Annotated in this window: 29 protein-coding genes and 1 pseudogene; 29 read left to right on the forward strand and 1 reads right to left on the reverse strand. The window is 59.6% G+C overall.

The features are described 5' to 3' along the window. Positions 1–33 precede the first annotated feature (33 nt). From RBT76_10150 to fliJ, 19 genes are all read left to right on the forward strand, one after another. Positions 34–1020 (forward strand): protein-glutamate O-methyltransferase CheR, encoded by a 987-nt coding sequence (locus RBT76_10150; protein ID MDX9858143.1) that lies wholly within the window; start codon positions 34–36, stop codon positions 1018–1020. Positions 1021–1051: 31 nt separating this feature from the next. After that, positions 1052–1423 (forward strand): response regulator, encoded by a 372-nt coding sequence (locus RBT76_10155; GenBank protein MDX9858144.1) that lies wholly within the window; start codon positions 1052–1054, stop codon positions 1421–1423. Between the two features lie 31 nt (positions 1424–1454). Then, complete coding sequence (locus RBT76_10160; protein ID MDX9858145.1) at positions 1455–1829, forward strand: response regulator; 375 nt, start codon at positions 1455–1457, stop codon at positions 1827–1829. 27 nt (positions 1830–1856) lie between these two features. Further along, positions 1857–2465, forward strand: a complete 609-nt coding sequence (locus RBT76_10165; protein MDX9858146.1) for a protein phosphatase CheZ — start codon at positions 1857–1859, stop codon at positions 2463–2465. An 18-nt stretch (positions 2466–2483) separates the two neighbouring features. Further along, positions 2484–4253 carry a chemotaxis protein CheA gene (locus RBT76_10170; protein ID MDX9858147.1) on the forward strand — a complete coding sequence of 590 codons (1770 nt, stop codon included), beginning with the start codon at positions 2484–2486 and terminating at the stop codon, positions 4251–4253. A 20-nt stretch (positions 4254–4273) separates the two neighbouring features. Then, positions 4274–5404 (forward strand): chemotaxis response regulator protein-glutamate methylesterase, encoded by a 1131-nt coding sequence (locus RBT76_10175; protein MDX9858148.1) that lies wholly within the window; start codon positions 4274–4276, stop codon positions 5402–5404. A 69-nt stretch (positions 5405–5473) separates the two neighbouring features. Continuing rightward, positions 5474–6829 (forward strand): ATP-binding protein, encoded by a 1356-nt coding sequence (locus RBT76_10180; protein ID MDX9858149.1) that lies wholly within the window; start codon positions 5474–5476, stop codon positions 6827–6829. 12 nt (positions 6830–6841) lie between these two features. Beyond that, on the forward strand, positions 6842–8212 hold the full coding sequence (locus RBT76_10185; GenBank protein ID MDX9858150.1) for a sigma-54 dependent transcriptional regulator: 1371 nt from the start codon (positions 6842–6844) through the stop codon (positions 8210–8212). Positions 8213–8352: 140 nt separating this feature from the next. Continuing rightward, complete coding sequence (locus RBT76_10190; protein ID MDX9858151.1) at positions 8353–9117, forward strand: flagellar motor protein; 765 nt, start codon at positions 8353–8355, stop codon at positions 9115–9117. Between the two features lies 1 nt (position 9118). Beyond that, entirely contained in the window at positions 9119–9865 is a 747-nt protein-coding gene (locus tag RBT76_10195) for an OmpA family protein (protein MDX9858152.1), read from the forward strand. A 176-nt stretch (positions 9866–10041) separates the two neighbouring features. Continuing rightward, on the forward strand, positions 10042–10455 hold the full coding sequence (gene flgB / locus RBT76_10200; protein ID MDX9858153.1) for a flagellar basal body rod protein FlgB: 414 nt from the start codon (positions 10042–10044) through the stop codon (positions 10453–10455). Positions 10456–10465: 10 nt separating this feature from the next. Continuing rightward, the gene (flgC, locus tag RBT76_10205) at positions 10466–10960 is read left to right on the forward strand and encodes a flagellar basal body rod protein FlgC (protein ID MDX9858154.1); all 495 of its coding nucleotides are present in this window, start codon (positions 10466–10468) and stop codon (positions 10958–10960) included. Positions 10961–10978: 18 nt separating this feature from the next. Further along, a complete protein-coding gene (locus RBT76_10210; GenBank protein ID MDX9858155.1) occupies positions 10979–11287 on the forward strand; it encodes a hypothetical protein in 309 nt (102 codons plus the stop codon). A 2-nt stretch (positions 11288–11289) separates the two neighbouring features. After that, the gene (fliE, locus tag RBT76_10215) at positions 11290–11616 is read left to right on the forward strand and encodes a flagellar hook-basal body complex protein FliE (protein MDX9858156.1); all 327 of its coding nucleotides are present in this window, start codon (positions 11290–11292) and stop codon (positions 11614–11616) included. Positions 11617–11674: 58 nt separating this feature from the next. Continuing rightward, positions 11675–13240, forward strand: a complete 1566-nt coding sequence (gene fliF, locus RBT76_10220; protein ID MDX9858157.1) for a flagellar basal-body MS-ring/collar protein FliF — start codon at positions 11675–11677, stop codon at positions 13238–13240. Positions 13241–13248: 8 nt separating this feature from the next. Continuing rightward, positions 13249–14259 carry a flagellar motor switch protein FliG gene (fliG, locus tag RBT76_10225; protein MDX9858158.1) on the forward strand — a complete coding sequence of 337 codons (1011 nt, stop codon included), beginning with the start codon at positions 13249–13251 and terminating at the stop codon, positions 14257–14259. Continuing rightward, positions 14252–14965, forward strand: a complete 714-nt coding sequence (locus RBT76_10230) for a FliH/SctL family protein (protein ID MDX9858159.1) — start codon at positions 14252–14254, stop codon at positions 14963–14965. Before fliG ends, RBT76_10230 begins: the two co-directional genes overlap by 8 nt. Before the next feature lie 17 nt (positions 14966–14982). Next, the gene (locus RBT76_10235; protein ID MDX9858160.1) at positions 14983–16293 is read left to right on the forward strand and encodes a FliI/YscN family ATPase; all 1311 of its coding nucleotides are present in this window, start codon (positions 14983–14985) and stop codon (positions 16291–16293) included. After that, positions 16290–16739, forward strand: coding sequence for a flagellar export protein FliJ (gene fliJ, locus RBT76_10240; protein MDX9858161.1), 450 nt, complete (start codon positions 16290–16292; stop codon positions 16737–16739). Before RBT76_10235 ends, fliJ begins: the two co-directional genes overlap by 4 nt. Positions 16740–16829: 90 nt before the next feature. Here the strand turns inward: fliJ and RBT76_10245 are convergent, their stop codons facing one another. Continuing rightward, positions 16830–18113: a T9SS type A sorting domain-containing protein gene (locus RBT76_10245; protein MDX9858162.1), complete on the reverse strand. Its 1284-nt coding sequence runs from the start codon at positions 18111–18113 to the stop codon at positions 16830–16832. Between the two features lie 337 nt (positions 18114–18450). On the opposite strand from RBT76_10245, the gene RBT76_10250 reads away from it, so the two are divergent. From RBT76_10250 to csrA, 10 genes and pseudogenes are all read left to right on the forward strand, one after another. Beyond that, positions 18451–18663 (forward strand): hypothetical protein, encoded by a 213-nt coding sequence (locus RBT76_10250; protein MDX9858163.1) that lies wholly within the window; start codon positions 18451–18453, stop codon positions 18661–18663. Positions 18664–18837: 174 nt separating this feature from the next. Next, on the forward strand, positions 18838–19575 hold the full coding sequence (gene flgF, locus RBT76_10255) for a flagellar basal-body rod protein FlgF (protein MDX9858164.1): 738 nt from the start codon (positions 18838–18840) through the stop codon (positions 19573–19575). A 31-nt stretch (positions 19576–19606) separates the two neighbouring features. Further along, positions 19607–20395 (forward strand): flagellar basal-body rod protein FlgG, encoded by a 789-nt coding sequence (gene flgG, locus RBT76_10260; protein ID MDX9858165.1) that lies wholly within the window; start codon positions 19607–19609, stop codon positions 20393–20395. Positions 20396–20401: 6 nt separating this feature from the next. After that, positions 20402–21088, forward strand: a complete 687-nt coding sequence (flgA, locus tag RBT76_10265; protein MDX9858166.1) for a flagellar basal body P-ring formation chaperone FlgA — start codon at positions 20402–20404, stop codon at positions 21086–21088. A 25-nt stretch (positions 21089–21113) separates the two neighbouring features. Next, positions 21114–21704, forward strand: a complete 591-nt coding sequence (locus RBT76_10270) for a flagellar basal body L-ring protein FlgH (GenBank protein MDX9858167.1) — start codon at positions 21114–21116, stop codon at positions 21702–21704. Between the two features lie 9 nt (positions 21705–21713). Further along, complete coding sequence (locus RBT76_10275) at positions 21714–22850, forward strand: flagellar basal body P-ring protein FlgI (protein MDX9858168.1); 1137 nt, start codon at positions 21714–21716, stop codon at positions 22848–22850. Further along, on the forward strand, positions 22850–23770 hold the full coding sequence (locus RBT76_10280; GenBank protein ID MDX9858169.1) for a transglycosylase SLT domain-containing protein: 921 nt from the start codon (positions 22850–22852) through the stop codon (positions 23768–23770). Before RBT76_10275 ends, RBT76_10280 begins: the two co-directional genes overlap by 1 nt. A 66-nt stretch (positions 23771–23836) precedes the next feature. Then, a complete protein-coding gene (locus RBT76_10285; protein ID MDX9858170.1) occupies positions 23837–24322 on the forward strand; it encodes a flagellar protein FlgN in 486 nt (161 codons plus the stop codon). Next, positions 24322–25713, forward strand: coding sequence for a flagellar hook-associated protein FlgK (flgK, locus tag RBT76_10290; protein MDX9858171.1), 1392 nt, complete (start codon positions 24322–24324; stop codon positions 25711–25713). Before RBT76_10285 ends, flgK begins: the two co-directional genes overlap by 1 nt. A 47-nt stretch (positions 25714–25760) precedes the next feature. Continuing rightward, positions 25761–25934 (forward strand): annotated as a pseudogene (csrA, locus tag RBT76_10295) (carbon storage regulator CsrA). The last annotated feature ends 164 nt before the right edge of the window (positions 25935–26098 follow it).

Here is a 26098-nt window from a genome sequence, read left to right on the forward strand (position 1 = left end):
TTACACCGGGAAAGAGGGACAGAGGGCGGACACATGATTACCGGTCAGACGCCAGACCTTCAGATGACGCCGGAAGAATTCACGATGATTCGTGATTTCATTCACGAGCGCAGCGGCATCTTCTTCGCAGAGAACAAGATGTATCTCGTGAAGAACCGTCTGCAGAAGCGGATGGAGCAACTCGACATCAAATCCGTGCGCGACTATTTCTATCACGTCAAGTACGACCTGTCGCTCAAGGAATTCAATATTTTGATGGACCTGGTCACGACCAACGAGACCAGTTTCTATCGCAACGAGCCGCAGTTGCTGTCGTTTTCGGAGGAAGCACTGCCGCTGATCGTGAAGGACAAGACGGCGGAGGGGAGTCGTTCGATTCGGATCTGGTCGGCCGGGTGTTCGTCGGGCGAGGAGCCGTACACGCTGGCGATCATGATCAAGGAGAAGCCGCTTCTGGCGGGCTGGAATGTCGAGATTTTCGCATCGGACATTTCCGAGGAGATTCTGCAGAAGGCGCGTCACGGGGAGTACCAGGGGCTGACGCTACGGAACGTGCCGTCATATCTTCTGGCGAAGCACTTCACGAAATCGGGGGAGAGCTACCGGGTCAATCCGGAGGTGAAGGCGCTGGTGAAGTATTCGCAGTTGAACCTGAATGACCAGCGCAAGGTGTCGTTCATGAACAACATGGACGCGATATTTTGTCGGAACGTGATGATTTACTTTTCCGACGAGGTGAAAAAGCAGCTCGTGCGGGGCTTTTTCAACAACCTTCGTCCGGGCGGTTACCTGTATATCGGGCATTCCGAGACGCTGCACGGCATATCGAAAGCGTTCAAGCTGGTGTATTTCAAGAACGCGCTAGTGTACCAGAAAGAGGCGTCCGAATCGGCCGCGACCAAATCTGGCGCGGTATCAACGGCGCGCACGGCGGCGGCGCCTCGGGGCGAGGGGGGCGGCGCGAGCCGGGCGCTGGACCTGTTGAGCAAGATCAAGCAGCCGGCGGCCGCGGGAAAATGAAGATACGGGCTAAACATACAGGACTGATGCAATGAGTCAGACAATTCTCGTCGTCGATGATTCTCCGACTGTCGTGAAGTTCGTGAGTTTCTCCCTGAAGAGCGGCGGTTACAACGTGGTGACCGCCTGCGACGGCATGGACGCAATCGAGAAGCTGTCGAACCTGGCGGAGAGCGTAGATCTCGTGATAACCGACCTGAATATGCCGAACCTCGACGGGTACGGGCTGATCGAGACTCTTCGGAGCAACGATCAGCACCGCGAGACGCCGATCATCATATTGTCTTCGGAAGAGGGCGAAGCGGATCGGCAGCGGGGCATCGAGGTGGGCGCGACTTCGTATCTGGTGAAGCCGTTCAAGTCGCAGTTGCTGTTGTCCGAGGTTTCGAAGTACCTGAAGTGAGAGAACAATCAGCGTTTGGTAAGGAGGAAGCGTGGCGGACCTCAAGATACTTGCGGTTGATGACAGCCCTACCATGCGGCGCATCATAATCAACACGCTCAAGCGTGCCGGGTTTCAGAACGTGGTCGAGGCCAACGACGGCAAGGATGCGCTGGCCAAGATGAAGGTCGAGCCGGTGAATTTCGTGATCACCGACTGGAACATGCCGGAGATGGACGGACTGACGTTCGTGACGACGCTGCGGTCGATGGAAGAATACAAGAACCTTCCCATTCTGATGGTGACGACCCGTTCGGTCAAGGACGACATACTGGAAGCCATGAAGGCGGGGGTCAACAATTATATCGTCAAACCGTTCACGCCGGACACACTCAAAGAGAAAATTGAGTCCATCCTGGCAGGATAAGGCAGCACGGATTCGAGGAGGAGAACTATGTCCGGCCCAGAAACGCTTCAGGCCAAGATACAGCGCGAGATCAGCGAGCTATCCGAAGCCGTCATCAAGGTAGTCGACAGTTTCCGGCAGGTGAAAAACCCGCTGGTCGAGTCGCAGGAAAAGGTGCCGATGGCCACGGACCAACTCGACAAGATCAGCGAGCAGACCGAGGCGGCGGCGCACCAGATGCTCGACAGGGTGGAGCGTATCACCCAGCGCGAGGAGGAGATCATCGCGGGTCTCGGCGAGATCCGCAAGGGGGTCGACGGGGGGAGCCACGAACAGGTAGTCGGGGTGATCGACGCCATCCGGAGCAAGGCGGAAACGAATTTGAACGACGCATACATGATCATGGACGCCCTGCAGTTTCAGGATATCACGGCCCAGCAGATGAACCACGCGGCATCGCTGCTGGAAGATATCGAGGAGAAGCTCAAGCGGATAGTCGCGGCGCTCAACGGTCAGGGTGCAGAGATCGGCGACGACCAGGGCGACGTCAGAGAGAAGCGGCTGCGGGTGTTCGATCCCCACGCCGATTTTGCGGACAAACGGACCGAGCAGGAAGATATCGATTCACTGTTCGAGCGTGAGAAGAAACGGCGCTGAGCCGTCCAGGAGATATATATGAGCAGCGATATGGATATCGGTCTCGACGACATGAAGGAGATAATCGACGAGTTTATGGTCGAGGCGGACGAACTGATCAATTCGCTGGATACCAATCTCGTGACACTGGAGACGTCGCCGCACGACCTGGATCTGCTCAACGAGATATTCCGCGCCGCCCACACGATCAAGGGAACGTCGAGCTTTCTCGGATTCGACCAGGTGTCAAGCCTGACGCACAGGATGGAAGACGTTCTCAACAAGCTGCGCAAGTCCGAGATGGTAGTGACGGCGGAAATCATGGACCTGCTGCTGGCGTCGGTGGACATTCTGAAGCAGCTGCTGGGCAACGTGCGAGAAGGCAACGGCGAGACGATCGATCTGACCGAGATAACACAGCGTCTGGAAGCTGCGATCGGCGGGCAGGCGGCATCGAAGGCCGCGCCGACGGCGGTCCGGACCGCGGAGGTTGCGCCGGTCGCGCCGGTAATAGAGCACACGGAATCGTACTCCGAGCCCGAGGTTGTCAGTGAGGCGTCCGCGAGCGAGCCGGGCACGTCACCGGCGCGCAGGGTTGGTCACGAGCGCAAGGCGACCGGCGACCAGACGATTCGGGTGGATGTCAACCGGCTCGATTCGCTGATGAACCTCATGGGCGAACTGGTGCTGGGCCGGAATTCGCTGATGCAGACGGTAAGCAAGCTTGGCCCGGAGGCCGGGGTTGAAGATTTCGAGCGTGTTAACCAGTCGGCGGCGGCGGTGAACTATATCACCACGGAACTGCAGTTGGCCGTCATGAAGATGCGCATGCAGCCGGTGGGAAAGGTCTTCAGCCGGTTTCCGCGGCAGGTTCGGGACCTGTCCCGCGACGCGGGCAAGCAGATCGAACTGATCATGTCCGGAGAGGACACCGAACTGGACAAGTCCGTGATCGAGGAGATTGGTGACCCGCTGGTGCACCTGATCCGGAATTCGTGCGATCACGGGATCGAGCCGCCCGAGGAGCGTGTCGCCGCCGGCAAGCCGGCGAAGGGCACGGTCTGGCTCAGCGCGAGTCAGGAAGGCTCCAATATCGTGATCAAGATCCGTGACGACGGTCGCGGGCTGGATGTTGATGCGATCCGCACGAAGGCGGTCGAGCGCGGTCTCGCCGGTCGCGCGGAGGTGGACAGGATGGCCGACCGGGAGGTGTTCTCTTACATCTTCGAGGCGGGTTTCTCCACGGCGAAGAAGATAACGGATGTGTCCGGACGGGGGGTCGGGATGGACGTCGTTCGGACCAATATCGAGAAGCTCAACGGCATGATCGAGCTGGAGTCGGCGCGGGGTGAAGGGACGACGATTTCGATCAAGCTGCCGCTCACCCTGGCGATTATCCAGGGGCTTCTGGTTGAATCCGACGGCGAGGTATACATACTGCCGCTCTCGTCGGTGCACGAGACGGTCAAAACGGACCACGCGCAGATTTACTATGTCAACCAGCGGCCGGTATTCCGGCTGCGCGACGAAATCATTCCGGTGGTCAATATGGGCGGCATCCTTCGGACGCAGGCATCGGGTTTCACCCTGACCGAAAAGCCGTATATCGTGGTGGTCGGCCTGGCCGAGAAGAAGCTCGGTATCAATATCGATCGCTTCCTCGGTCAGGAAGAGGTGGTGATCAAGTCGCTCGGAGACTATTTGGGCGGGGCCGAGGGAATCGCGGGGGCGACGATCCTCGGTGACGGACGCATTCGGCTGATTGTCGATCTGATCGGGCTGTTCAATCTGGCCCGGAAAGTCAACTGAGGCGGACGGGAGCTACCGGCGTGAGCATCGACAAACCGATCGAAACCATCCGCATACTGGTCGTGGACGATTCCGCGTTCATGCGCAAAGCGATCAGCATGATGCTGGAGTCCGACCCGGCGTTGAAGGTGGTCGGCACGGCACGTGACGGGGAAGAGGGGGTGGAGAAGGTCCGCCTGCTCAAGCCCGATCTGGTAACGATGGATATCGAGATGCCGCGCATGGACGGGCTGGCGGCGCTTCGCGAAATCATGCTCAAGTGTCCCACGCCGGTGATGATGATCTCGTCGATTACAACCGAGGGGGCCGAGGCGACGCTGGAGGCGCTGGAGCTCGGAGCGGTTGACTTCATCCCCAAGCAAAGTTCGTATGTCAGTCTGGATATCGTCAAGATTCGGGACGATCTTCTGACGAAGATCAAGGACATCGTCAAACGGAAGCACCGCCTGATGGCGATGTACCGCCAGCGCCAGTTTTCGCGGCTGGCATCATCGACCGCCGCCCCGGTTGCAGCGCCCCCGGCGACGCGCAGTTATACGCATGTGTCGATCGACAGGCCCCGGGTGGTCGGCAAGCGGCAGCATCCGATCGATATAATTGCGATCGGTTCATCGACCGGCGGGCCGCCGGCGCTGCAGAAGGTGATTCCGGCCCTGCCGGGGAATCTGCCGGTAGGGGTTGTGATTGCACAGCACATGCCGCCGATGTTCACGAAGTCTCTTGCGGACCGATTGAACGGTTTGTCCAAGGTGAGCGTTCGCGAGGCGGTCGACGGTGAGACACTGGAGCCGGCGACCGTGTTGATTGCGCCGGGCGGTCAGCACCTGACAGTGAAAAAGCGCGGGACGAAGGCCCTGATTCGGGTGTCTCCGGAGCCGAAGGAGACACTGTATCATCCGTGTGTCGACGTGCTTTTCAATTCCGTGGCCGACGAATTCGCACGTGCGACGATGGGTGTGATGCTCACCGGCATGGGTTCAAACGGGCTGGTCGGCGCGCGCAATCTGAAGGAACGAGGCGGCGTCCTGATAGCGCAGAACGAGGAATCGTGCGTGGTGTACGGGATGCCGCGGGCGGTAATCGAAGCCAACCTTGCCGATCACATCACCTCGATTGATACGGTGTCCGACGAGCTGCTAAGCTATTTTTAGCTAAAGTTTTTGTTGAATCCGCGGGCGCTCGCGCCCACCATGCACTCAGCCAACTGGATGAGGAAGTACATGGAAGAGCGCTACAGCCCGGCTGCATTTCCTGCCATGGAGGGCGACGAGATCAGCCGTTTCACCGAGTCCTACGCATCGTTCAGTCGTGTCGTTAACTCATTGCAGCGTCAATACATAACCCTGAAGGACGAGTTCGCCGCACAGAACCGTCTGCTCGCCGAGACCAACGGGAAGTTGCTGGATGCGACACAGCGCAATCTGAAGGCGACGTCGTTTCTTCACAACATCCTTGATGCAATCACGGCGGGAGTGGTGGCGGTCGATATGGACGGCCGGGTGACGCATTTCAATCCGGCGGCGGAGCGGCTGCTTGGCCTGAGCGCCCGTGATGTGGTTGGCCGGCAGTACCGCGAGCTGTTGCCACCGGGCCAGCCGAGCGATGCCAATGCATTGCGGGCGGCCGAATCCGGGAAGGCGGTGTCCGGAATCGACAAGGTGTGGCAGTCGGCCGACGGGGGACGACTGATGGTATCGGTATCGACGGCGATCCTGCATGACGACGACGATCGGCCCACCGGGGCGATCGAAGTCTTTCATGACCTGACGAAGATGAAGCAGATGGAACAGGAGCTGGCGCGGTTGAACACGCTGGCGGCGCTGGGGGAGATGGCGGCGACGATCGCGCATGAGGTTCGGAATCCGCTGACGGGGATCAGCGGTTTCGCGGCATTTTTGAAGCGGGATCTGGCGCCGGACGATCCGCGCCAGAAGCTGGTGGCGAAGATATCGCGGGGGGTGGAATCGCTCAACCAGACGGTGACATCGCTTCTGAATTACACGCGATTCGACGAGGTCAACAGCGAGCCGGTCGATTTCGGGACGTTTGTCCGCCGCACGGTGGAGCAGTTTCGCTACGATCAGCCGGAGCTGGCGCGGGGGGTGAAATTTGACATTCGCTCGCAGGTCGCCGACGACGGAGCCGCCGTGCTGGTGACGTGCGACCCGATGCTCCTGCGGCAGATGATGTTCAACCTGTTCACGAACGCCATAGAGGCGCACGACGACAAGCCGGTCATCACGATCCGATTCCGGAAGCTGCCACGCACGACAGCGGCGCGTGATTACGGCGGCCGGCTGATACTGGCGCAGGACCAGACGGCGGTAGAGGTCACGGTTGCGGACAACGGCCCGGGGGTGCCCGAGGGACAGCGGGAGAAGCTGTTTGCGCCGTTTTTCACGACCAAGCCGGGCGGCAACGGCCTGGGCCTGGCGATGGCCTGGAAGATCATGAAAGCACACGGTGGTGACATATTTGCAGATAACGGCGCGTCGGGCGGCGCGGTGTTCACCTTATTGCTGCCTGTACGGATCGAAACACCCTCGGCGACGCCGACCTGGTCTCACGAAGCATAGGGAGTGTTGCGGATGACGTATTCGGTTCTGGTAGTCGACGACGACAGCCTGGTCAACGAGTTTCTCGTGGAGACGATCCAGCGGGCGGGGTACGCCTGCCGGTCGGTGTTGTCCGGTGAAGAGGCACTCGATGCGATCAGGGAACAGCCGTATGATATCGTCCTGACGGATCTGAAGATGAAGCAGATGGACGGCATCACGCTATTAGAGCACATTCGTCAGCACACGCCGGAGGCAGTGGTGGTGATGATGACCGCGTACGGGTCGGTGGAGACGGCGGTGGACGCGATCAAGAAGGGCGCGCACGACTTTCTGCTGAAGCCGGTCCTGCCGGATACGCTGGAACACATTCTTCAGCGAATCACCGAGATGCTCAATTTGAAGGCGGAGAACGCGGTCCTGAAGCGTGACCTGGCGTATCGATTCCAGAACATTATCGGTAAGTCCGGGGCGATGAAGGAGATATTCGACCGCATCCAGACGATCGCCGACGCGCGGGCAACGGTGTTGATTACGGGCGATTCCGGAACCGGCAAGGAGATGGTGGCCAGAGCGATACATTACACCTCCAACCGTCGGGAGATGCCGTTTATCCGATTGAACTGCGCCGTGCTGCCGGAGAATCTGGTGGAATCCGAGTTGTTCGGGTACGAGAAAGGCGCGTTTACGGATGCGAAGAAGACGACCCGTGGTCGGTTCGAGCTGGCGGACGGCGGCACGCTGTTGCTGGACGAGATTTCGGAGATGCCGCTCAATCTGCAGGCGAAGCTTTTGCGCGTAATCCAGGAGCGTGAGTTCGAGCGGGTGGGGTCGTCGCAGACGATCCAGGTGGACGTGCGGCTGGTAGCGACCTCGAACCGCAACCTGAAGGAAGAGATAGCGTCGGGCCGGTTCCGCGAGGACTTGTTCTACCGGCTGGATGTGGTGCCGATCCATATCCCGACGCTGGCAGAGCGGAAAGAGGACATTCCGCTTCTGGCGACTCACTTTGTCCAGAAAAGCAACGAGCAGAACGGGCGGTCGGTCAAGGGGATCGACGACAATGCGCTCAAGCTGCTGATGAAATACAACTGGCCGGGCAATGTCCGGCAGCTGGAGAACTATATCGAACGGGCGGTCATAACGTGCCGCGAGGACTATTTGACCGAAGACGATTTTCCGGCCAGTCTGGCGTACGGCGAGGCCGGAAACGGCGCGGGGCTGCAGGTTCCGATGACGCTCGAGGACGGCAAGCGCTACCTGATTCTCAAGACGCTTGAGAAGTGTCAGGGGAACAAGACGCGGGCGGCGGAGATGCTGGGTATCACGACGCGAACGATACGCAATATTCTCAAGGATTTCGACGGCGAGCCGGCCGACATGGTCGAGTCCGGCACCAACTGATTATCCCCGGCGGGCTTTCGGGTCCGCCGGCGGCTCTCACTCCCCGGTACAGAAACCTTACATCATGCCGATAAAAGGGGTACGTACAGCCAACTGGATGGATGTGCGAATTCTGGACACCGGCACCGGATAAAATACGCATGGATTTCGCAACGATTATCGGGATGTTGCTGGCGGTGGCCGCCATCGGCGGCGCGTACCACCTGGAGGGCGGCAACTTCGCCACCATCTTTCTCGGTGCACCCATGCTGATCGTGATCGGGGGGACGCTTGGCGCGACGATCGTGACGACCTCGATGGACACGGTCCGCCAGGTTCCGGGGTATCTGCGTCGCGCGCTGTCCGGAACGAGCTATCGCTTCACTGACACGATTGAACGGATCGTCCATCTCGCCGAGAAAGCGCGGCGGGAGGGAATACTGGGGCTCGAGAACGATCTGAGGCGGGAGCGCGATCCGTTTCTCAAGAAAGCGTTGCAGCTCGTGGTCGACGGCACGGAAGTAAACACGCTTCGAGACATACTGGAAATCGAGAGCGCGTACGCGGCCGAGCGGGAGAAGAAAGGGATTTACTTCTTTCGCAAGGCGGGCGGGTTTTCGCCGACGATGGGGATACTCGGCACCGTGCTGGGTCTGGTGCACACACTGAGCAACACCAGCGACGCATCGCGTATGGCGGCGGCAATCGCGGCCGCTTTCATCGCCACCCTTTGGGGAGTGGGTCTGGCCAACATCTTCTTTCTGCCCGTGTCCGACAAACTTCGCTTGCGACTCGACGAGGAATCCGCGCATCTGGAACTGATCACCGAGGGCGCTGTCGCGATCCAGTCCGGTGAGAATCCGCGGAATATCCGCCGCCGACTTCTGTCGTTCATCGAGCCGGTCGAGCGGAAGGACAACGAGTAACATGAAGCGCAAGTATCGTTCCGGAGAAGAGGACGACGAGAATCTCGATCGGTGGCTTCTGACGTACGCCGATCTGATCACGCTCCTACTGGCATTTTTCATCGTGATGTACTCGATGTCGCAGCTGGACGCCAAGAAATTCGGAAAGATGACCGAGGCGCTGACGGGGGTACTGCGCGGCGGGGAGAGCATTCTGAAGGAGCAGGCGAATGCGACGAAGACCGGTCACGGTTTGCTGAATATCGGCGATCTGAAGATGATTCAGCGGCATGTGGAGGCGCGTTTCAAGTCCGCCAACGAGGAGTTGGAGATTGCCACCGAGGTCACCGAGCGCGGGCTGGTGGTCCATGTCATGGAGTCGGCCCTGTTCAAACCGGGGTCGTCGTCGCTGGAGCCCAAGGCGCGGCGGGTGCTTGATGTAGTCGCCGACATGGCCAAACCGCTTCCGAATCACCTTCGGATCGAGGGGCATACCGATGACACGCCGATCAACACGGCGGTGTACCCGTCCAACTGGGAGTTGTCGTCGGCGCGGGCGACGGAAGTGGTCCGTTATTTTACGGATGTTCACGGGATACCACCGAGTCGGATTTCCGCGCTCGGGTATGGTCAGTTTCGGCCGGTGGCGCCGAACAACTCGGTTGAGAACCGGGCCCGTAACCGTCGTGTCGACATTGTCGTGTTGACCATGGAACTGACCCTCAAGGAACCATCGTCGTCGTTATACGAGATGACGGCGCAGAAGTAAAATCTTCCCATCGGGCGGGAGTTTCTTTCCGCCGGCACGTTATTCACCCGCCGGGCCGGTTATCGCAATCTATCCGTAATTCGTTTGGTGTTAAGGCGTTAGACGAGACGCCCGGGGCTCTGGCACGGGGCTTGCTTAATTCGCCGTTGAAGTCGTGTGGCTTTTTTGGGTGAATTATGGAAAACAAGCTGACACAGATGATTTTCAGCAAGGTCGGGGTGCCGCAGTACCGCAATTTTCTCAATCTGACGTCGCTCCGCCACAAGCTGATATCGAGCAACGTGGCCAATGTGTCGACGCCCGGCTACGAATCGCAGGGAATTGATTTTCAGAAGGAAATCCAGCGAGCGAACGGCAATACGTCGCACCTGGTTGGATACACCACCGACGCCGGTCATCTGCCGCTGGGTCAGCATCCGCAGAAATCTCCCAGAGTGCACAGCACGAATGTCGAGGTCGGCGAGATGAACTCGGTCGACATCGATCAGGAAGTCACGCGCATGGCCGAGAACGAGCTGATGTTTACGGTGGCAGCGCGGCTGCTGCAAAAGAAGTTTGACGGTCTGCGGAAGGCGATCACCAGCAGGTAAAGGAGGCGTCATGGGATCGGTGCTGACATCATTCGATATTTCCGCCCGAGGCTTGACGATACAGCGCGCCAAGATGGACGTTACGGCGCAGAATCTGGCCAACGCCGAGACGACCGAAACGCGGGAAGGCGGGCCGTACCGGCGCAAGCGTGTGCTTGTCAAGGAAGAAACATTCCAGGACAGCTTCAACAACGCTTTGAAACGTCCCGATACCAAACTCGTTCGCACCAACACGGCGCACCGTCCGGGGCACGTCCTGAAGACGGGCGACCGGCTGGAGCTGTCGACCGCGGAGATGGAAGAAGTGCGCGACCCGGCGTCGAGTTTCCGTCTCGTGTACGACCCGTCGCATCCGCAGGCGGACGAGGAGGGGTTCGTGAAGATGCCGGATATCGAGATCATCAATGAAATGGTAGATATGATGTCTGCCTCGCGAGCGTACGAGGCCAACACGGTGGCGATTTCGACCGCCAAGAAGATGGCGCAGGACGCTCTCGACATATAGTGAGAAGGGGATAAGGAAATGAAGGTTAATCCGCTTGGTATTCAGACGTACCAGCATCTGACACGTCGCGACAGCGCGTCGCAGCAGCCCGCGACATCGACGCCGCAGGCGGCCGCGCGCGCCGAGCTGGCGATCGAGCCGCAGCAGTCGCTCGGTTCGAAGCTCGCGGTCCAGGGGCCGTCGGGCAGTTATGCCGAGTATTTGAGTGAGGCCGAGCGCAAGGCGATGGAGTTGTTGTTTGCGCGGTTCCAGGAGACCGGTCGTTTCACGGGATCGGGCGGCAATGCACGGCCGACGGTGGGTCGACTGGTAGACGTAAAGGTCTGATCATGAGCAGCGGTATAAATCCGATCAACCGGCTGGTGCCGGGGCTGATCGAGCAGGCGGGCGTCAAGCCGGTTATCGTGACTCCGTCCGAGGTGGCGCCGCCGAAAGAGGGAAAGTTCACCGACCTGCTCGGACAATTGCTTCACAACGTCAACGATTTGCAGGTCGACGCCGGCGCGGTGCAGGAAGCGCTGCTCAACGGCGATCCGGTCGAACTGCATGACGTGATGATCAAGCTCGAGCAGGCCGGCGTCGCGATGGATTTGCTGCTGGAGATTCGAAACCGGCTGCTGACCGGTTTCAACGAAGTGATGAGTATGCCGATGTAAAAGGTCACGGGCGAACGGCGGCAAGGGACTGTCGTCGGGACTGTAAATAGGAAGTACTATGGAATACCTCAAGAGTCTGTTCAAGAATCTCGGAGAGTTCACCTCCCGGATGACGCCCAGCCAGGTGATGTTGTTGCTGGGCATTGTCGCGGGTACGATTGTCGGCGGTATCCTGCTGGCCGGGTGGCTGGGGTCGGTGACGTATGCCCGGCTGTATACGGATCTCGACCAGAAGGAAGCGGGCGACATCGTCACCTATTTAACCGAGCAGAAGATCCCTTACCAGTTGAAGGACAACGGCGGGACGATCGAAGTGCCGTCGGGAGAGGTGTACCGGGTACGTCTGGCGCTGGCGTCGGAAGGACTTCCCAGCGCGGGCACGGTCGGGTATTCCATATTCGACCAGAACAACCTCGGTATGACGGATTTCCTTCAGAATCTCAATTTTCGCAGGGCGCTCGAGGGAGAATTGACGCGCACGATCACGCAGATGAACGAGGTGAAGGCGGCCCGTGTCCATATCGTGATGCCGAAGGAACGTCTGTTCCGGCAGGATCAGAAAGAGCCGACCGCGTCGGTGGTGCTGAAGCTGTCCGGTGTGAGCGGCCTGTCGAAGCGTCAGCTGCAGGGGATCTCGCACCTGGTGGCGTCATCGGTGGAGGGTCTCAAGCCCGGCAACATCACCATAGTCGATTATGACGGCAATCTGCTTTCCTCCGGGCAGGAGGACGATCGGCTGGCGGGGTTGTCGTCATCGCAGCTCGAAGTGCGCCAGCAGGTGGAAGATTATCTCGAGGACAAGGCGCAGTCGATGCTGGACGGCGTGCTGGGACCGGGGAACGCGATCATTCGCGTCACGGCCGACCTGAATTTCCAGCAACTGGAGCGCACGGCCGAGTCGTACGACCCCAACGCACCGTCGATTCGATCCGAGGAACGGACCCGGCAGACGGCGACATCCTCGGACAAGGCCGAGGAGGCGTCGGAGAGCACGTCCGACGAGGGCACGGAAACGACGATCACAAACTATGAATTAAACAAGACGGTTGAGCACATTATCAATGCGGTCGGGACGATCGACCGGCTGTCGGTCGCGGTGCTGGTGGACGGCACCTATTCAGCGGTCGAGGGGTCCGGCGGTACCGCAGAGCAGATATACCAGCCTCGGTCACAGGATGAGCTTGACCGGCTGGCGTCGATTGTACGGAACGCGGTAGGATTCGACCAGACCCGGAACGACCAGATCGAGATGGTCAACATCGCATTTGACCGGCAGAATCTGGAAAACGACCAGCAGGCGCTCGACTCGATGTACGTGCGTGAGTTTTACTGGGAGATCGCCAAGAAGGTTGGCCTGGTCCTGTTACTGATATTCGGATTGTTGTACCTGAAGAAGAAGTCCTCGAAGCTTTTCAAGGCGCTTGCGGCGATCCTGCCGCCGCCCCCGCCGCCGGCACCCAAGCCTCAGCCGGTGACGGTACAGGCGATCCAGGACGAGGAAGAGCCGCCGATCATAATCGAGGCCGAGAAGCGGAAACCGCGTCTTGTGGACCAGATGCAGAAGACGGCCGAAGAGCGGCCAGAGGAAATCGCAAAAGTCATCAAAACCATGATGATTGACTAGGCGGCGATATGGAATACGAATCACTTACAGCGCAGCAGAAAGCGGCGATCGCCCTGGTGGCGTTTGGTCCCGAAGTGGCGTCATTGGTGCTCAAGGGGATGAACGAGCACGAACTGGAGCGGATCACGATCGAGATCGCCAATCTTCGTGATGTTCCGCCGGATATCGAGGATAGGGTAATCGACGAGTGTTACCAGATCTTCATGGCGCGTCAGTACATATCGCAGGGCGGCGTGGACTTCGCATCGCAGATTCTCGAAAAGGCGGTTGGTGCGCGCAAGGCGCACGAGATCATGAAGCGGCTGGAATCATCGCTGGCATCGCGCGGGTTTTCGCTGTTGAAGGATATCGATCCCAAGCAGCTATCGGGCTTTTTCGCCAACGAACATCCGCAGACAATCGCGCTTATCCTGACGCAGCTGGCGACGCAACAGGCGGCGGCGGTAATCTCCGAACTGACGCCGGAACTGCAGGCGGAGGTGGCGCTGCGAATCGCCACGATGGAGAAGATTTCGCCCGAGATTCTCAAGGAAATAGAAGCGACGCTCGAGGGGCATTTCGAAGCGTCGGCGGTACGAGACCTGTCGGCGTCGGGCGGCGCCAAGGCGATCGCCGAAATACTGAACCTGATCGAGACGAGCGCGGAGAAGAATATCCTGCAGTCGCTGGAGGCGGAAGATCCGGACCTGGCCGCGGAAGTCAAAAACATGATGTTCGTATTCGACGACATCGTGTTGCTGGACGACCGGTCGATTCAGCGCCTGCTCAAGGAAGTGGAGACCAAGGATCTCTCGCTGGCGCTCAAGGCAACGTCGGAAGAGGTCAAGAAGAAAATCTTCTCGAACGTTTCCGAGCGTGTGGCCACGCTTATCAAGGAAGAGATGGAGTTTATGGGCCCGACCCGCCTATCGGACGTCGAGGCGGCGCAGTCGCGTATCGTGGAGTCGGTGAGACGGCTCGAGGAAGAGGGACAGATAATCATCGCCGGCCGCGGCGGCAAAGAGGATATTATTGTCTAGTATCATTCGACATGTCCGCAGCGCCCCGACCATTTTGATCGGCGAGCAACAACGCGACGCGGTGGCGGAGGCCAAAGCCGAGAAGACCCTGGGAGCGCTGTTCCCGATGGTTTCGGTTATGACCGCGGTCGACGGTTCCAAGCTGATTCCGATCGAACAGGTGTTCAAGATCGAGGATGTGTATCAGCGGGAACTGCAGCGCGCGCGGAAGGAGGGATTCGCCGAGGGACACAAACGGGGCTACCGGGAGGGGCTCGAACTGGGGCGGGACGAAGCACGCAAAGTGCTTGCGACGTTCGACGCGGCCATCAAGGACACGGTGTCCCAGCGCGAGTCGATACTGCAGGAAGCCAAGCAGAAGATTCTGGAGCTGGTCGTGCAGATCAGCAGGAAAGTGACCTTTGAGGCGATCGATATAGACCGCGAATCCACAGCGCAATTGATCGCCGGCGTGATCGACACGCTTGTCGACCGCTCTAAATTGAAAATCAAGGTTCACCCGGACCATCTGCCGGTGGTCGAGCAGAATATCGACCGGTTTCTCGTGAACTCGACAGCGATCAAGGAACTGACGATCGAGCCCGATCCGCGGGTTCGATTCGGCGGTTGTTTCATCGAGACGCCGAACGGCGATGTCGACGCGCGGCTGGAGTCGCAGTTCGAAGTTATCGCGGAGTCCGTTCGTGCGGCCGAGGATCAGTCGTGAACCCCATTGCCTACGACATGTACGCGGAACGGATTGCGCGGGCGAGCACGATCCGGCAATTCGGCAAAGTGACGCAGGTGGTTGGGCTGGTGGTGGAATCCGCCGGACCATCGGTGTCAATCGGTCGGCTCTGTCAGATCGAGAACCGCGATGACGGCAGCCGTATCAAGGCGGAGGTGGTGGGGTTCCGGGACAACCGGATACTACTGATGCCGTACGGGCCGTTGACGGGCATCACGCCCGGGGCGATCGTGACGTCCACCAGCGAGCAGCTTCGCGTGCCGGTCGGCGACGAGTTGATCGGGCGGGTGCTCGGCGGGCTTGGACAGCCGATCGATGGCAAAGGTCCGCACAACTGCACGCGCACGCGGCCGATCAGCGCGCGGTCAATACCGGTCCTGGCGCGGCGGCGCATTACAGAGCCATTGCGGACCGGGATCAAGGCTATCGATTTGCTCACGCCGGTCGGTCGCGGACAGCGCATGGGCATATTTGCCGGCTCCGGTGTCGGCAAGTCGGTCCTGCTCGGGATGATGTCCCGGGGAACATCGGCCGACGTCAACGTTATCGCCCTGGTCGGCGAACGGGGACGCGAGGTTCGTGAGTTCATCGAGCGTGATCTCGGACCTGAAGGGCTGAAGCGTTCAGTGGTGGTGGCGGTCAGTTCCGATGAGCCCGCTTTATTGCGCATCAAGGGCGCGATGACGGCGACCACGATTGCGGAGTACTTCCGGGACCAGGGGAAAAACGTGCTGTTGCTGCTCGATTCAGTGACGCGTATCGCGATGGCGCAGCGGGAGGTCGGACTGGCTATCGGTGAACCTCCTGCGTCCAAGGGGTACACGCCATCGGTGTTCGCCATGCTGCCGGTGCTTCTGGAACGCGCCGGGATGACGGAACACGGCTCGATCACCGGCCTGTACACGGTGCTGGTGGAGGGAGACGATATGAACGAGCCGATCTCCGACGCGGTACGGTCGATACTCGACGGACACGTGTCCTTGTCGCGGCGGCTCGCGGCCATGAACCAGTACCCGGCGATCGACGTCCTCGACTCGGTCAGTCGCCTTGCACCCGAGGTTGCGACGGAGCAGGAAAAGGAACTGGCGGCTGAAGTTCGCAGGATAATCGCGACCTATCGTGAATCCGAGGACCTTATCAATGTCGGCGCGTACGTCAAGGGATCGAGTAAGAAGATCGACCGGGCGATTGCCAAAATCGATGATCTCAATACGTTTCTTCGGCAGGATATGATGGAAGCGACCGATCACGAACGCAGCGTCGCCGACCTATCGCACCTGCTGGCGGTGGCGGAGGAGAAGAAGTGAAAAGATTCCGCTATCGGATGGAGTCGCTCTTGAAGATCAAGCGGCACCGCGAGCGGGAGCGGCAGAAGGAACACGCCGAGGCGCTGCAGAAGGTGTTCGATCAGCAGGAGCAGCTTCGCCGGATCGACGATTCCCGCTCGACCATGTTGGACAGTCAGCGCGACCGGCAGGTGGGGAATCTGTCTTTGACGTATCTGCAGCTGTGCTCTCGATACCTCGTGAAGCTCAAACGCGACACGCTGGTCGGACGGGAGACGCTTCGGGCATACGAAGTCGAGGCGGAGAAACGGCGGCAGCGTCTCGTCAAGGCATCGCAGGAACGCCAGATATACGAGAAGCTCAAGGAGAGGCAGAAAGATCGGTTCTATAAGGAAGCCGATCGGCGTGAGAATAAAGAGAATGATGAGATAGCTTTGAACAGTTTTCGTCTCAACCAGCAGACCTGATATACACCCCTCTATCTCACCCAAACGAAGAAGGCCTTCCGATCCGGGAGGCCTTCTTCATAGGTCATGCAGCGGTCAGCGCGACCGGCATCATTTCATAAGGATCATCTTGCGGCTGGCGACGTTATCGTCGGTTTTCAGCCGGTACAGGTAGACGCCCGTAGACAACTCGTCACCCGATGACGAGCGGCCGTCGAAGACAACGCGATGGAAGCCGGCGGGCATGGCCTGGTCAAGCAGCGTGCGAACGCGCTGGCCGAGGATGTTGAAGACGTCAAGCGAGACATGGCCGGCCCGGGGGAGGCTGAATTCGATGTACGTGCTCGGGTTGAACGGGTTCGGGTAGTTCTGCTCGAGCGAGAAATGCGCGGGCAGGACACTCGGCGGTTCGTCGCCGACATCGGTTGGGACCTGAAGGGTTACCGTTCCATGATGATAGATCGGGATAATCTGTTCGCCTCCCGCGGAGGCCGTAAAGGTCAGCAGTGTCGGCTGTCCCTGTGCGGTGTCGATCCTGAGGCTGGTGTCAACGGCGGCGGAGTCCACGGTGAAAAACATCCGGCCGATCGGTCCGGCGCCGGGGGCCAGGGGAGTGCCTTCGGTCCAGCCGAGATCGAGGCGAAGTCGGTGCAGCGACGATACCGGCGTGAACAGCTTCTCGATCGCGGTGGCGCCCCGCGTGCCGGTGTAGACCATCGAGTCGATCTTGATATAGTCAGAGCCATAGTCGAGGGTAACAGTCAAGTCCAGCACGTTTCGTTCGTTGTAGAGATACAGGTCGGTGAAGAAAGTCTGTCCCGGCACCCCCGTGGCATCGTCGACCCACAACGAGTCGAGCGACGGGGGCGGGTCCTGTATTTCTATGTAACCGGGCACGAACTGCGGGACGTAGACCGGGTCGTTGCCGCTTTTGAGAGTGTTTGAATACACGATGTTGGTAGGCGTCGTGACGGTGACGGTATCAAAGGTTACCAGCTGCGGCATGGTGGAAGGGCCGAAGGAGAAAAAGAGCTTTCCGATCAATCCGGACCCGGCGGGGAGTTCCACCGAGGGAGCCGCGCCAAACGTGAGGGTGGTGTCACTGAGCTTGCGGCGGGTGGGAAACGACGCCGATTGCAGACGTGTACCGACAAACGAAATCGAATCCAGTACCACGTCATCGGAGCTGTGGAGCAGCGTCACTTCGACGATTGAAACCGGTTGATCGTTGGTGAGGTAGACGGGAAGGATCACTCCTCCGCTGATCGTATAGGTGACGACCGAATCGACGCGGACGGTATCGGCAACGCCGGGGTCGACTTGGGCCCGCGAGGTCATCGCGGCAAGAATGATCAGCGCGACAATCAGTATCAGAACACGCGAATGTCTGGCCATAGACACTTTTCCAGGGCTTATGATGGTACTGTTTTCCCTCATGATCAGCAAACAGCGTGCAGAACACATGGAGACGGCATGAGAGGATCCAGTTCGGCGCCGCGGCAGTTGGCGCGCGGCTGTAACTTCTTCTGTCCGAACGGATCAGCTTTTCAACAATATAATGCAGCCATCCCCGGACGCCAACGTCTTTTTGGCTGAGTCGCGGTAACTGCGCAAGCCGGTGCAGCCGGAGAGGACGGCGGGGAGCACAGGGGCGCCTCATCACTCTCGGGTTTTGGTGACGAACACTCCGGAATTCATTCACTTTGCGGCGGAATCTGCCGATGAATGCAACATGAACCAGGTCAAAGACTCGCAGAAAATCAGCCGATGTGCCTACATCCGTGCCTGTTACCTCGCGGAGGAGTTGCGTTGTTTCGGATACCGGACAGACTGTGTCCTGTACCAGAAATCAAATGGTGAGTATCTCAGTGAGGATCGTTTCCACGAGGCGATGGACAAGCTGATCGACAAGACAAAAGCGAAGTACGAGAACCTGCCCGAGTAATATTCTTCAGCCGGAAACTTTTTCTCTTTTCCCCGGAAACCAATTCCGTTGCCGCGACTGGACCGGCCCGACGCCACGTCTGGCGTACCGCTGTAACCAGCACGATCACAATCAGTTGCGAGAACGCAGGGGCGCTTGGCACAGGTGGTGCTTTCGCGTCGGGAGGAGGATACTATGCTTAAAGGTATTCGTACATCCGCGTCGGGCATGATTCCCCGGGCCAGAAAGCAGGAGATGATTGCCAACAATATCGCCAACGCGGCGACACCCGGTTTCAAGAAAGACCGGTTGTTCACCAAGGAGCTCAGTCGGGCTCAGGTGAAGCAGGCCCGAAAGGTTTCGAAATCCGACTGGGAGAAGCCGATGGTGAACAGGACCTACACGGACTTCCAGGCGGGCAGCTTCAACCACACGGGTAATCCGCTCGATCTGGCGATCGACGGCGACGGGTTCTTCCAGTTGCAGGATACCGAGGGGAACGTATACCTGACGCGCTCCGGCAATTTTTCCATCGACAATGAAGGTTACGTCACATTTCCCGGCGGCTATCGGCTGATCGGGGAGGGTGGGCCGGTGCAACTCGGCCAGGGTCAGGTGACGGTGGGAGCCGACGGCGAAATCGATGTCGACGGACTGGCGACTGATAGAATCCGGGCGGTTGACGTCGCGGATCATTCAGTCCTGGAGAAGCTGGGCAGTTCGCTGTACGGAGTTCCCGAGGGCGAGGAGTTGCTGCCGGCGTTGCGGGGGGAGATCCAGCAGGGGTATCTGGAGGCGGCCAACGTCGATGTCGTCCACGAGATGGTGGACATGATCATCACGTTCCGGGAGTACGAGGCCAACGCCAAGTCGCTGCAGACGCAGGACGAGTCGCTGGACCATTTGTTCCGACGGGTCGCCGGAAACGAATAGCAGACATGTTCGCGAACATAGGAGTGACGCGATGATAAAAGCACTTCGCACAGCCGCGACCGGTATGGCGGCGCAGCAGATGAACGTTGACAACATCGCCAACAATCTGGCCAACGTCAACACCACCGGATTCAAGAAGACGAATCTCGAGTTTCAGGACGTTTTGTATCAGAACTACCGGCGCGCCGGCGCGGCGTCGGCGGTCGGATCGCGCGTGCCCACGGGGCTGGCGATCGGCTACGGCACGCGACCCGCAGCGACCGTTCGGCAGTTCACCACCGGCGACATGCAGCAGTCGGGCAACCCGCTCGACGTGGCGATCCGAGGCGACGGGTTTTTCCAGATAACGCAGCTCGACGGCACGATCGCCTACACGCGCGACGGTGCGTTCAAACTCACCGCAGACGGGCAGCTGGTTACCTCGGACGGGTATTTCCTCGAGCCGGAGATAACGGTACCGGAAGACGCGACATCGATTTCGATCGGCGCCGACGGTACGGTGGAGGTGCTGCAGTTCGGACAGACCCAGCCGGTGCAGATCGGGCAGATCGAGCTGGCGCGTTTTGTCAACCCGGCCGGTCTGGCGGCCATCGGCCGCAATCTCATGGTACAGACGGTGGCATCGGGGGACCCGATCACCGACGTGCCCGGTCAGCAGGGGCTCGGGACGCTGGATCAGGGCTATCTCGAAGGGTCCAACGTCAGCGTGGTCGATGAGATGGTGAACATGATCGTGGCGCAGCGGGCGTACGAGCTCAATTCCAAGGCCATTCAAACATCTGACGACATGGCACAGATAGCCAACCAATTGAAGAGATAACGAGTCATGGAACGACTTAAGAAGATTCTGTTCTGGCTGCTCATCCTGAGTGCGACCTACGGCACAACCGCGGCAGGTCCCAAGGAAGACGTGGTCGAGTGGGTGATCGACAGTTACCAACTCGATCCGCAGTGGTACGAGGTGGAGGTGCTGGAAGGGCGGCTCGACTATATCGAGCGCGACTACTCCATTGCAGTCGACAAGCCGCTGACGCAGAAAGAGCCGATCGGACTGTTTTCGGTGCTCGCGACGGTGACGTATCAGAACGGCACGACGGAGACGGTCCAGGTACGGCTTCGCATTCGAAAGTTTGCCGACGTGGTGGTCGCCGACGACCGCATGAGCCGGTTCGACGTGCTGAGTCCGGAGAGACTGCGAGTCGAGCGAACTGACATCACGACCCTTCGCGAACAGCCACTCACGTCGACGGAAAGCGTCGCCGGTCTGCGAGCCGCGCGGAATATTCGTCGCGGCGACATCCTGACGACCGGGTCGGTGGAACCGATTCCGGACATAGAGGCGGGCCGTGACGTGACGATCGTGTATCAGGACGGACCCTGTACGATCACCGCGATGGGAAAAGCGCTGGAGCGCGGCTGCCGGGGAGAGACGGTGCGAGTTCGCAACGTGTCGTCCGGCAAGGTGATCACCGCCGAGATAATCGATAACAGTTCCGTTACCGTGACACCCTAAACGAATAGGATTCGAGGGTAGACTCATGAGCGTTAGAAAGATACTGATATTCGTCGCGATATTGCTGCTGCTGCCGTTCGCCCTGCGCGTGCAGGGACAGGATTTCGGTCGCGGCCAGTCATTGTTCTCCGATATCAAGGCTCACAATGTCGGTGATATCGTCACCATCCTGATCGAAGAGCAGAACCGCGCATCATCGCAGGTAGAATCCAAGACAGAGAAGTCGAGCGACGTAAACACGTCGGGCGGACCGGGTGTAGGACCGATTCTGGGTCGTATCCCGCTGTTCGGTGTGAGCGCGAGCGACGACGCCAAATTTGACGGCAAAGGTGAAAATCTGAGGCAGGGAACGATCCAGGCCAAAATTACCTGCACCGTCATCGACAAAAAACCGAACGGCGACCTGGTAATAGAAGGGACACGGGTGCTGGGGATTTCCGGCGACCGCGAGACCATCACGATTACCGGAGTGGTCCGGGAGCGCGACGTAACGTCGGAGAATACCGTCCTGTCGCACCTGATCGCAGACGCCGAGATTCATTATACCGGTAAGGGCAACGCCAGCACGGCGGCTCGTCCCGGATTTTTCACCCGCCTGTTCAACTGGCTGTTTTAGGAGGCTCGCATGTTTGCCGCACTCTACAGCCGGCTGGTGATTCCGATCGGAATTCCGCTTGTAATCGCAATCGTCCTGTTGCTGGCGCCCTCGGTGGACGGATCCAAAGTCCGCATCAAGGACATCTGCACGTTTCAGGACAACCAGGAGGCCGACCTGATCGGCTACGGTCTGGTGATCGGACTCGATGGAACCGGGGACGGGAACGGGACCCAGTTCACGACACAGTCGCTGGTCAACATGATGGAGCGGATGGGTCTGACGGTCGACCGGAACAAGGTCAAAGTCAAAAACATCGCCGCCGTCATGGTTACCGCCCGTCTCAGCAGTCAGTACACGACCGGCTCATATGTCGACGTAACGGTGTCGTCGCTCGGCGACGCCTCGTCGCTGCAGGGCGGTACGCTGCTTTTGACGCAATTGTCCGACCCGGGCGGGACGGTACGAGCAACGGCGCAGGGGCCGGTGTCGATCGGCGGTTTCAACGTGCAGGTCGACGACGGCAACAAGATCGTGAACAACTACACGCTGGTGGGGCGGGTACCCAACGGGGGTCGTATCGTAAATCCGATCACGGCGACTCCGGGCAGCGAAAAAGAGCTTCACCTGTCGCTTCATTATCCGGATGCGACGACATCGCACCGGGTGGCCGAACGCATTAACATCAAGTACGGGCTGGTGGCGTATCCGGTGGACGGCGGGACGATTCGTGTTGTCGTGCCCGATACGCTGACGTATCCGACGCTTCGGATGCGCTTCATCTCCGACATAGGTCATCTGGAGGTGGTGCCGGACCAGGCCGCGAAGGTGGTAATCAACGAGAAGACCGGCACGATCGTGGCCGGGCAATTCGTGAAAATAGAGCCGGTGGCGATCGCGCACGGGACGATCACGGTGAGCATCCAGTCACGGCCGATCATATCGCAGCCATCGCCGTTCAGCGACGGTGAGACGGTGGTGACGTCGGAGCCGAGTATCTCGGTTCAGCAGGATGTTGCGCGGGTGGTGCAGCTCGACGCGGCCGTCTACCTGTCCGATGTCGCCAACGCCCTGAACAGAATCGGCGCGACGCCACGTGATATTGTCGCGATTTTCCAGGCGCTCAAGCAGGCCGGTGCATTACAGGCCGACCTCGTCATCATGTGATGAAAGCTCCAGCGATAACAGCCCCGCCGGTCCAGACCGACCTGGAGCGACTCCGCGGCCAGACGGGTCAGACGGCCGAGCAGGAAAAGGCGCGTTTGAAAAAGGCGACGCGCGAGTTCGAGGCCTTTTTCATGTACGAGCTGCTGAAGACGATGCGCAAGACGATCCCCGACGGCACGATGACGGAGGGGGCGCCGCTGACCGGTTCGATGGGCAAGGAGACATTCACGCAGATGTTCGATATGGAGATCGGTCGGCGGATCGCCACGGGCGGGGCGGGATCGATTTCGGATATGCTGTACCGATCGCTGGAGGACGCGATAGAGGCGCGGTTCCGCGCCGCCGACACGGCAGCGCGAGGCGGGCCTATTCCTCTCGAGCGGGAGACGGCGGTGCCGATCAAGCCCGAGCCGGTCCCGATCGCGAAGCCGGTCCGGCAGCCGATCGAGCTTCCATCCAAAAAGGAACCGATGCCGGTGGAGTCACCGGCGAAGCAATCGTCTACGGATGTCATCAGGAGTCGATTCGGGGATCTGATCGACCGGGCGGCTGAGGAGCACAATCTGGACTCGGCGCTGATCGCATCGGTGATCCGAGTCGAATCGGAGGGTGATCCGGCGGCGGTGTCGCCTGCCGGCGCCAAGGGGCTCATGCAGTTGATGGACGGCACGGCGGCGGAGCTGGGGGTAGTGGATAGTCTCGATCCGGCGCAGAATATAGAGGGTGGGAGCCGCTATCTGGCGGCCATGCTCAAGCGGTTCGGCGACGTTCGGCTGGCGCTGGCCGCCTACAATGCCGGCCCCGGGGCGGTGGAGAGATTCGACGGAGTGCCCCCGTTCAGGGAGACTCGCGAGTACGTCGAGAAAGTCACACGGCTGCTGGATCAAACCCGGTCGACAGACCGAAGCACGGCCCGGTAACCGGTTAAGAGGTTGGGGTGATCTGTCGATACAGATGATGGACAAAAACATAGAGACACATGGGATATGGTTGACCGTCTGATCACAGTCATCAGCAAGGAAGCTGCGGTTTTTGACACGTACCTGACGCTTCTCGAGCAGCAAAAAGACGCGCTGGTCTCCAATGACCTCGAGCGTTTGAACGCGATAACGGCGCGGCAGCGTGAAGTGATCGTACAAACGCGGCTGCTCGGCGCCGAGCGCGAGAAGCTGATCGAGGATATCCGGTCGTCGCGCGCAATCGACGGCGATTTGACGTTATCGCGTCTGCTGGATCTGGTCGACGCCGCGCAGGCGTCCCAGTTGACGCGGCTTCAGGAGCTCATCCTTTCTCTCAACGAGCAGATCAACGACGTGCGTAACACTAATGCGTTATTGCTGAACAAGTCGCGGGAGTCGATCGCCAGCCTGATGAACCTGCTGGCGCGCATCCAGCATCCCGAGAACACATACAGCCGCGCCGGGACCGGGCGGCAGAGCGACGCCGCGATGGCGGTCGACAGGAGGGCATGATGCCGGGATTGATGCAGGGACTGGAAGTCGGGAAACGCGCGCTGCTGACGCACCAGATATCGCTTCAGACAATCGGTCACAATATCGCCAACGTCAACACGCCGGGCTTCACGCGCCAGCGGGTGACGGTGACCTCGACTTATCCGGAAGACGCCACGTTCGGGCAGATCGGATCCGGGGTGACGGCCACCGGCGTGCGCCAGATTCGGGACCTGTTTCTGGGGACGCAGTACCGCGAGGCCAAGAAATCCGAAGGGCAGTGGGGATATAAAAGCAAGACGCTTTCACAGATCGAGTCGCTGTTCAACGAGCCCAACGAGAGTTCGTTAAACGATCTTCTCAACGGCTTTTTCGATTCGTGGTCGCAGCTGGCGACCAACTCCGATTCATCAAACAACCGCAAGCTCGTCCTCGCGACCGCCAACCAACTGATCAACGGGATCCGGCAGCTGGCGCAGAAGCTGGACGAACTGCGCACCTCGGTCGACCGCGATATGGTGACGATGACCAAGGAGATCAATCAGCTGACGCGGGAGATCGCCGGCATCAACCAGCAGATCAAGTCCCAGGAACTGGGCGGGCAGACCGCGAACGACCTTCGGGACCAGCGCGACCTGTTGACCGATCAGCTCGCCGAGTTGATTGACGTGCGCGTGATCGAGAAGGACAACGGCGCCACGATCGTGCAAATGGGAGGGATGGCGCTGGTGGACGGGGGCGACAGTTTTGATATCGGTGCGGACCTGCAGAACCGCAACGGCCAGCCGATCAGTCAGCTGGTCTGGCAGGGGACGGCGGTCCAGCTTCGCAACAAGAACGGCCAGCTGGCCGGGCTGATACAGTCACGGGACGAGTTGATACCGCAGTACCAGGCCCAGCTGGATGAGCTGGCCCGGACGCTGGTGACGGAGGTCAACGCGATCCACGCGCTCGGTTACGGCCTGGACGGCACGACCGGATACAATTTTTTCGATCCGAATTTCACGGACGCGCTGACAATCCGGATCAGCCCCGCCATAACCGAGGACATCAACAAGATGGCGGCGGGACTGACGATCGACGGCGACAACGAAGTCGCGCTGCGGCTCTCGGAACTGCGCAACAGCGCCGTCATGAGCAACAGCACCCAGTCGATGAATGATTTTTACAGCAGCCTGATAGGGACGTTGGGCGTGGAAACCCACGAGGCGAGTTCGTTCACGAGCAACTACGAGCTGCTGGCCCAGCAGATCGATAACAGCCGGCAGTCGGTGCAGGGCGTATCGCTGGACGAGGAGTTGGCCAACCTGGTCAAGTACCAGCATGCGTACGACGCCGCGGCGCGGGTGATAACGACGATGGACCAGGCGCTCGATACGGTGATCGGCTCGATGGGAATCGTGGGACGATAGCTTGAGACCGGCGTGACAAACAGGACGGCACCAAGGAGGGTCTTTCTGTGCTGATTCTTACAAGGAAGTTAGGTGAGTGCATTACGATCGGGGACGAGATTCGCGTCTCGGTCCTGGGGATTCGCGGGCGGCAGGTGCGTCTCGGGATCGAGGCTCCGTCCAACGTCGTCGTCCACCGCGAGGAGATATACGTGAAGATTCAGGAAGAGAATCGTAAGGCGCTCAAGACGATCAAAGGGGACCTGATCAACATGGTCAACGTCCTGAAGGACAAGATCAAGGGGACCAGCGAACCGGACGACGCCGGCATGGTGGATTACAAGGACAACAAGGGCAAGGGACCGAACCGGAAGGACGGTTCGCGTCCGGACCCGCTCAACGATAA

The organism is Candidatus Zixiibacteriota bacterium (assembly GCA_034003725.1).
GTDB lineage: Bacteria > Zixibacteria > MSB-5A5 > GN15 > FEB-12 > WJMS01.

Excerpts from the sequence above, each read along its gene's own strand:
- flgF (MDX9858164.1), top strand. The coding sequence starts at position 18,838 with ATGCTTAAAGGTATTCGTACATCCGCGTCGGGCATGATTCCCCGGGCC.
- RBT76_10150 (MDX9858143.1), top strand. The coding sequence starts at position 34 with ATGATTACCGGTCAGACGCCAGACCTTCAGATGACGCCGGAAGAATTC.
- fliE (MDX9858156.1), top strand. The coding sequence starts at position 11,290 with ATGAGCAGCGGTATAAATCCGATCAACCGGCTGGTGCCGGGGCTGATC.
- RBT76_10275 (MDX9858168.1), top strand. The coding sequence starts at position 21,714 with ATGTTTGCCGCACTCTACAGCCGGCTGGTGATTCCGATCGGAATTCCG.
- RBT76_10180 (MDX9858149.1), top strand. The coding sequence starts at position 5,474 with ATGGAAGAGCGCTACAGCCCGGCTGCATTTCCTGCCATGGAGGGCGAC.
- RBT76_10245 (MDX9858162.1), bottom strand. The coding sequence starts at position 18,113 with ATGGCCAGACATTCGCGTGTTCTGATACTGATTGTCGCGCTGATCATT.
- fliF (MDX9858157.1), top strand. The coding sequence starts at position 11,675 with ATGGAATACCTCAAGAGTCTGTTCAAGAATCTCGGAGAGTTCACCTCC.
- RBT76_10190 (MDX9858151.1), top strand. The coding sequence starts at position 8,353 with ATGGATTTCGCAACGATTATCGGGATGTTGCTGGCGGTGGCCGCCATC.
- flgA (MDX9858166.1), top strand. The coding sequence starts at position 20,402 with ATGGAACGACTTAAGAAGATTCTGTTCTGGCTGCTCATCCTGAGTGCG.
- flgK (MDX9858171.1), top strand. The coding sequence starts at position 24,322 with ATGCCGGGATTGATGCAGGGACTGGAAGTCGGGAAACGCGCGCTGCTG.
- RBT76_10195 (MDX9858152.1), top strand. The coding sequence starts at position 9,119 with ATGAAGCGCAAGTATCGTTCCGGAGAAGAGGACGACGAGAATCTCGAT.
- RBT76_10235 (MDX9858160.1), top strand. The coding sequence starts at position 14,983 with ATGTACGCGGAACGGATTGCGCGGGCGAGCACGATCCGGCAATTCGGC.
- RBT76_10155 (MDX9858144.1), top strand. The coding sequence starts at position 1,052 with ATGAGTCAGACAATTCTCGTCGTCGATGATTCTCCGACTGTCGTGAAG.
- RBT76_10270 (MDX9858167.1), top strand. The coding sequence starts at position 21,114 with ATGAGCGTTAGAAAGATACTGATATTCGTCGCGATATTGCTGCTGCTG.
- fliG (MDX9858158.1), top strand. The coding sequence starts at position 13,249 with ATGGAATACGAATCACTTACAGCGCAGCAGAAAGCGGCGATCGCCCTG.
- RBT76_10170 (MDX9858147.1), top strand. The coding sequence starts at position 2,484 with ATGAGCAGCGATATGGATATCGGTCTCGACGACATGAAGGAGATAATC.
- RBT76_10285 (MDX9858170.1), top strand. The coding sequence starts at position 23,837 with ATGGTTGACCGTCTGATCACAGTCATCAGCAAGGAAGCTGCGGTTTTT.
- RBT76_10165 (MDX9858146.1), top strand. The coding sequence starts at position 1,857 with ATGTCCGGCCCAGAAACGCTTCAGGCCAAGATACAGCGCGAGATCAGC.
- RBT76_10185 (MDX9858150.1), top strand. The coding sequence starts at position 6,842 with ATGACGTATTCGGTTCTGGTAGTCGACGACGACAGCCTGGTCAACGAG.
- RBT76_10250 (MDX9858163.1), top strand. The coding sequence starts at position 18,451 with ATGAACCAGGTCAAAGACTCGCAGAAAATCAGCCGATGTGCCTACATC.
- flgB (MDX9858153.1), top strand. The coding sequence starts at position 10,042 with ATGGAAAACAAGCTGACACAGATGATTTTCAGCAAGGTCGGGGTGCCG.
- RBT76_10280 (MDX9858169.1), top strand. The coding sequence starts at position 22,850 with ATGAAAGCTCCAGCGATAACAGCCCCGCCGGTCCAGACCGACCTGGAG.
- flgC (MDX9858154.1), top strand. The coding sequence starts at position 10,466 with ATGGGATCGGTGCTGACATCATTCGATATTTCCGCCCGAGGCTTGACG.
- RBT76_10210 (MDX9858155.1), top strand. The coding sequence starts at position 10,979 with ATGAAGGTTAATCCGCTTGGTATTCAGACGTACCAGCATCTGACACGT.
- flgG (MDX9858165.1), top strand. The coding sequence starts at position 19,607 with ATGATAAAAGCACTTCGCACAGCCGCGACCGGTATGGCGGCGCAGCAG.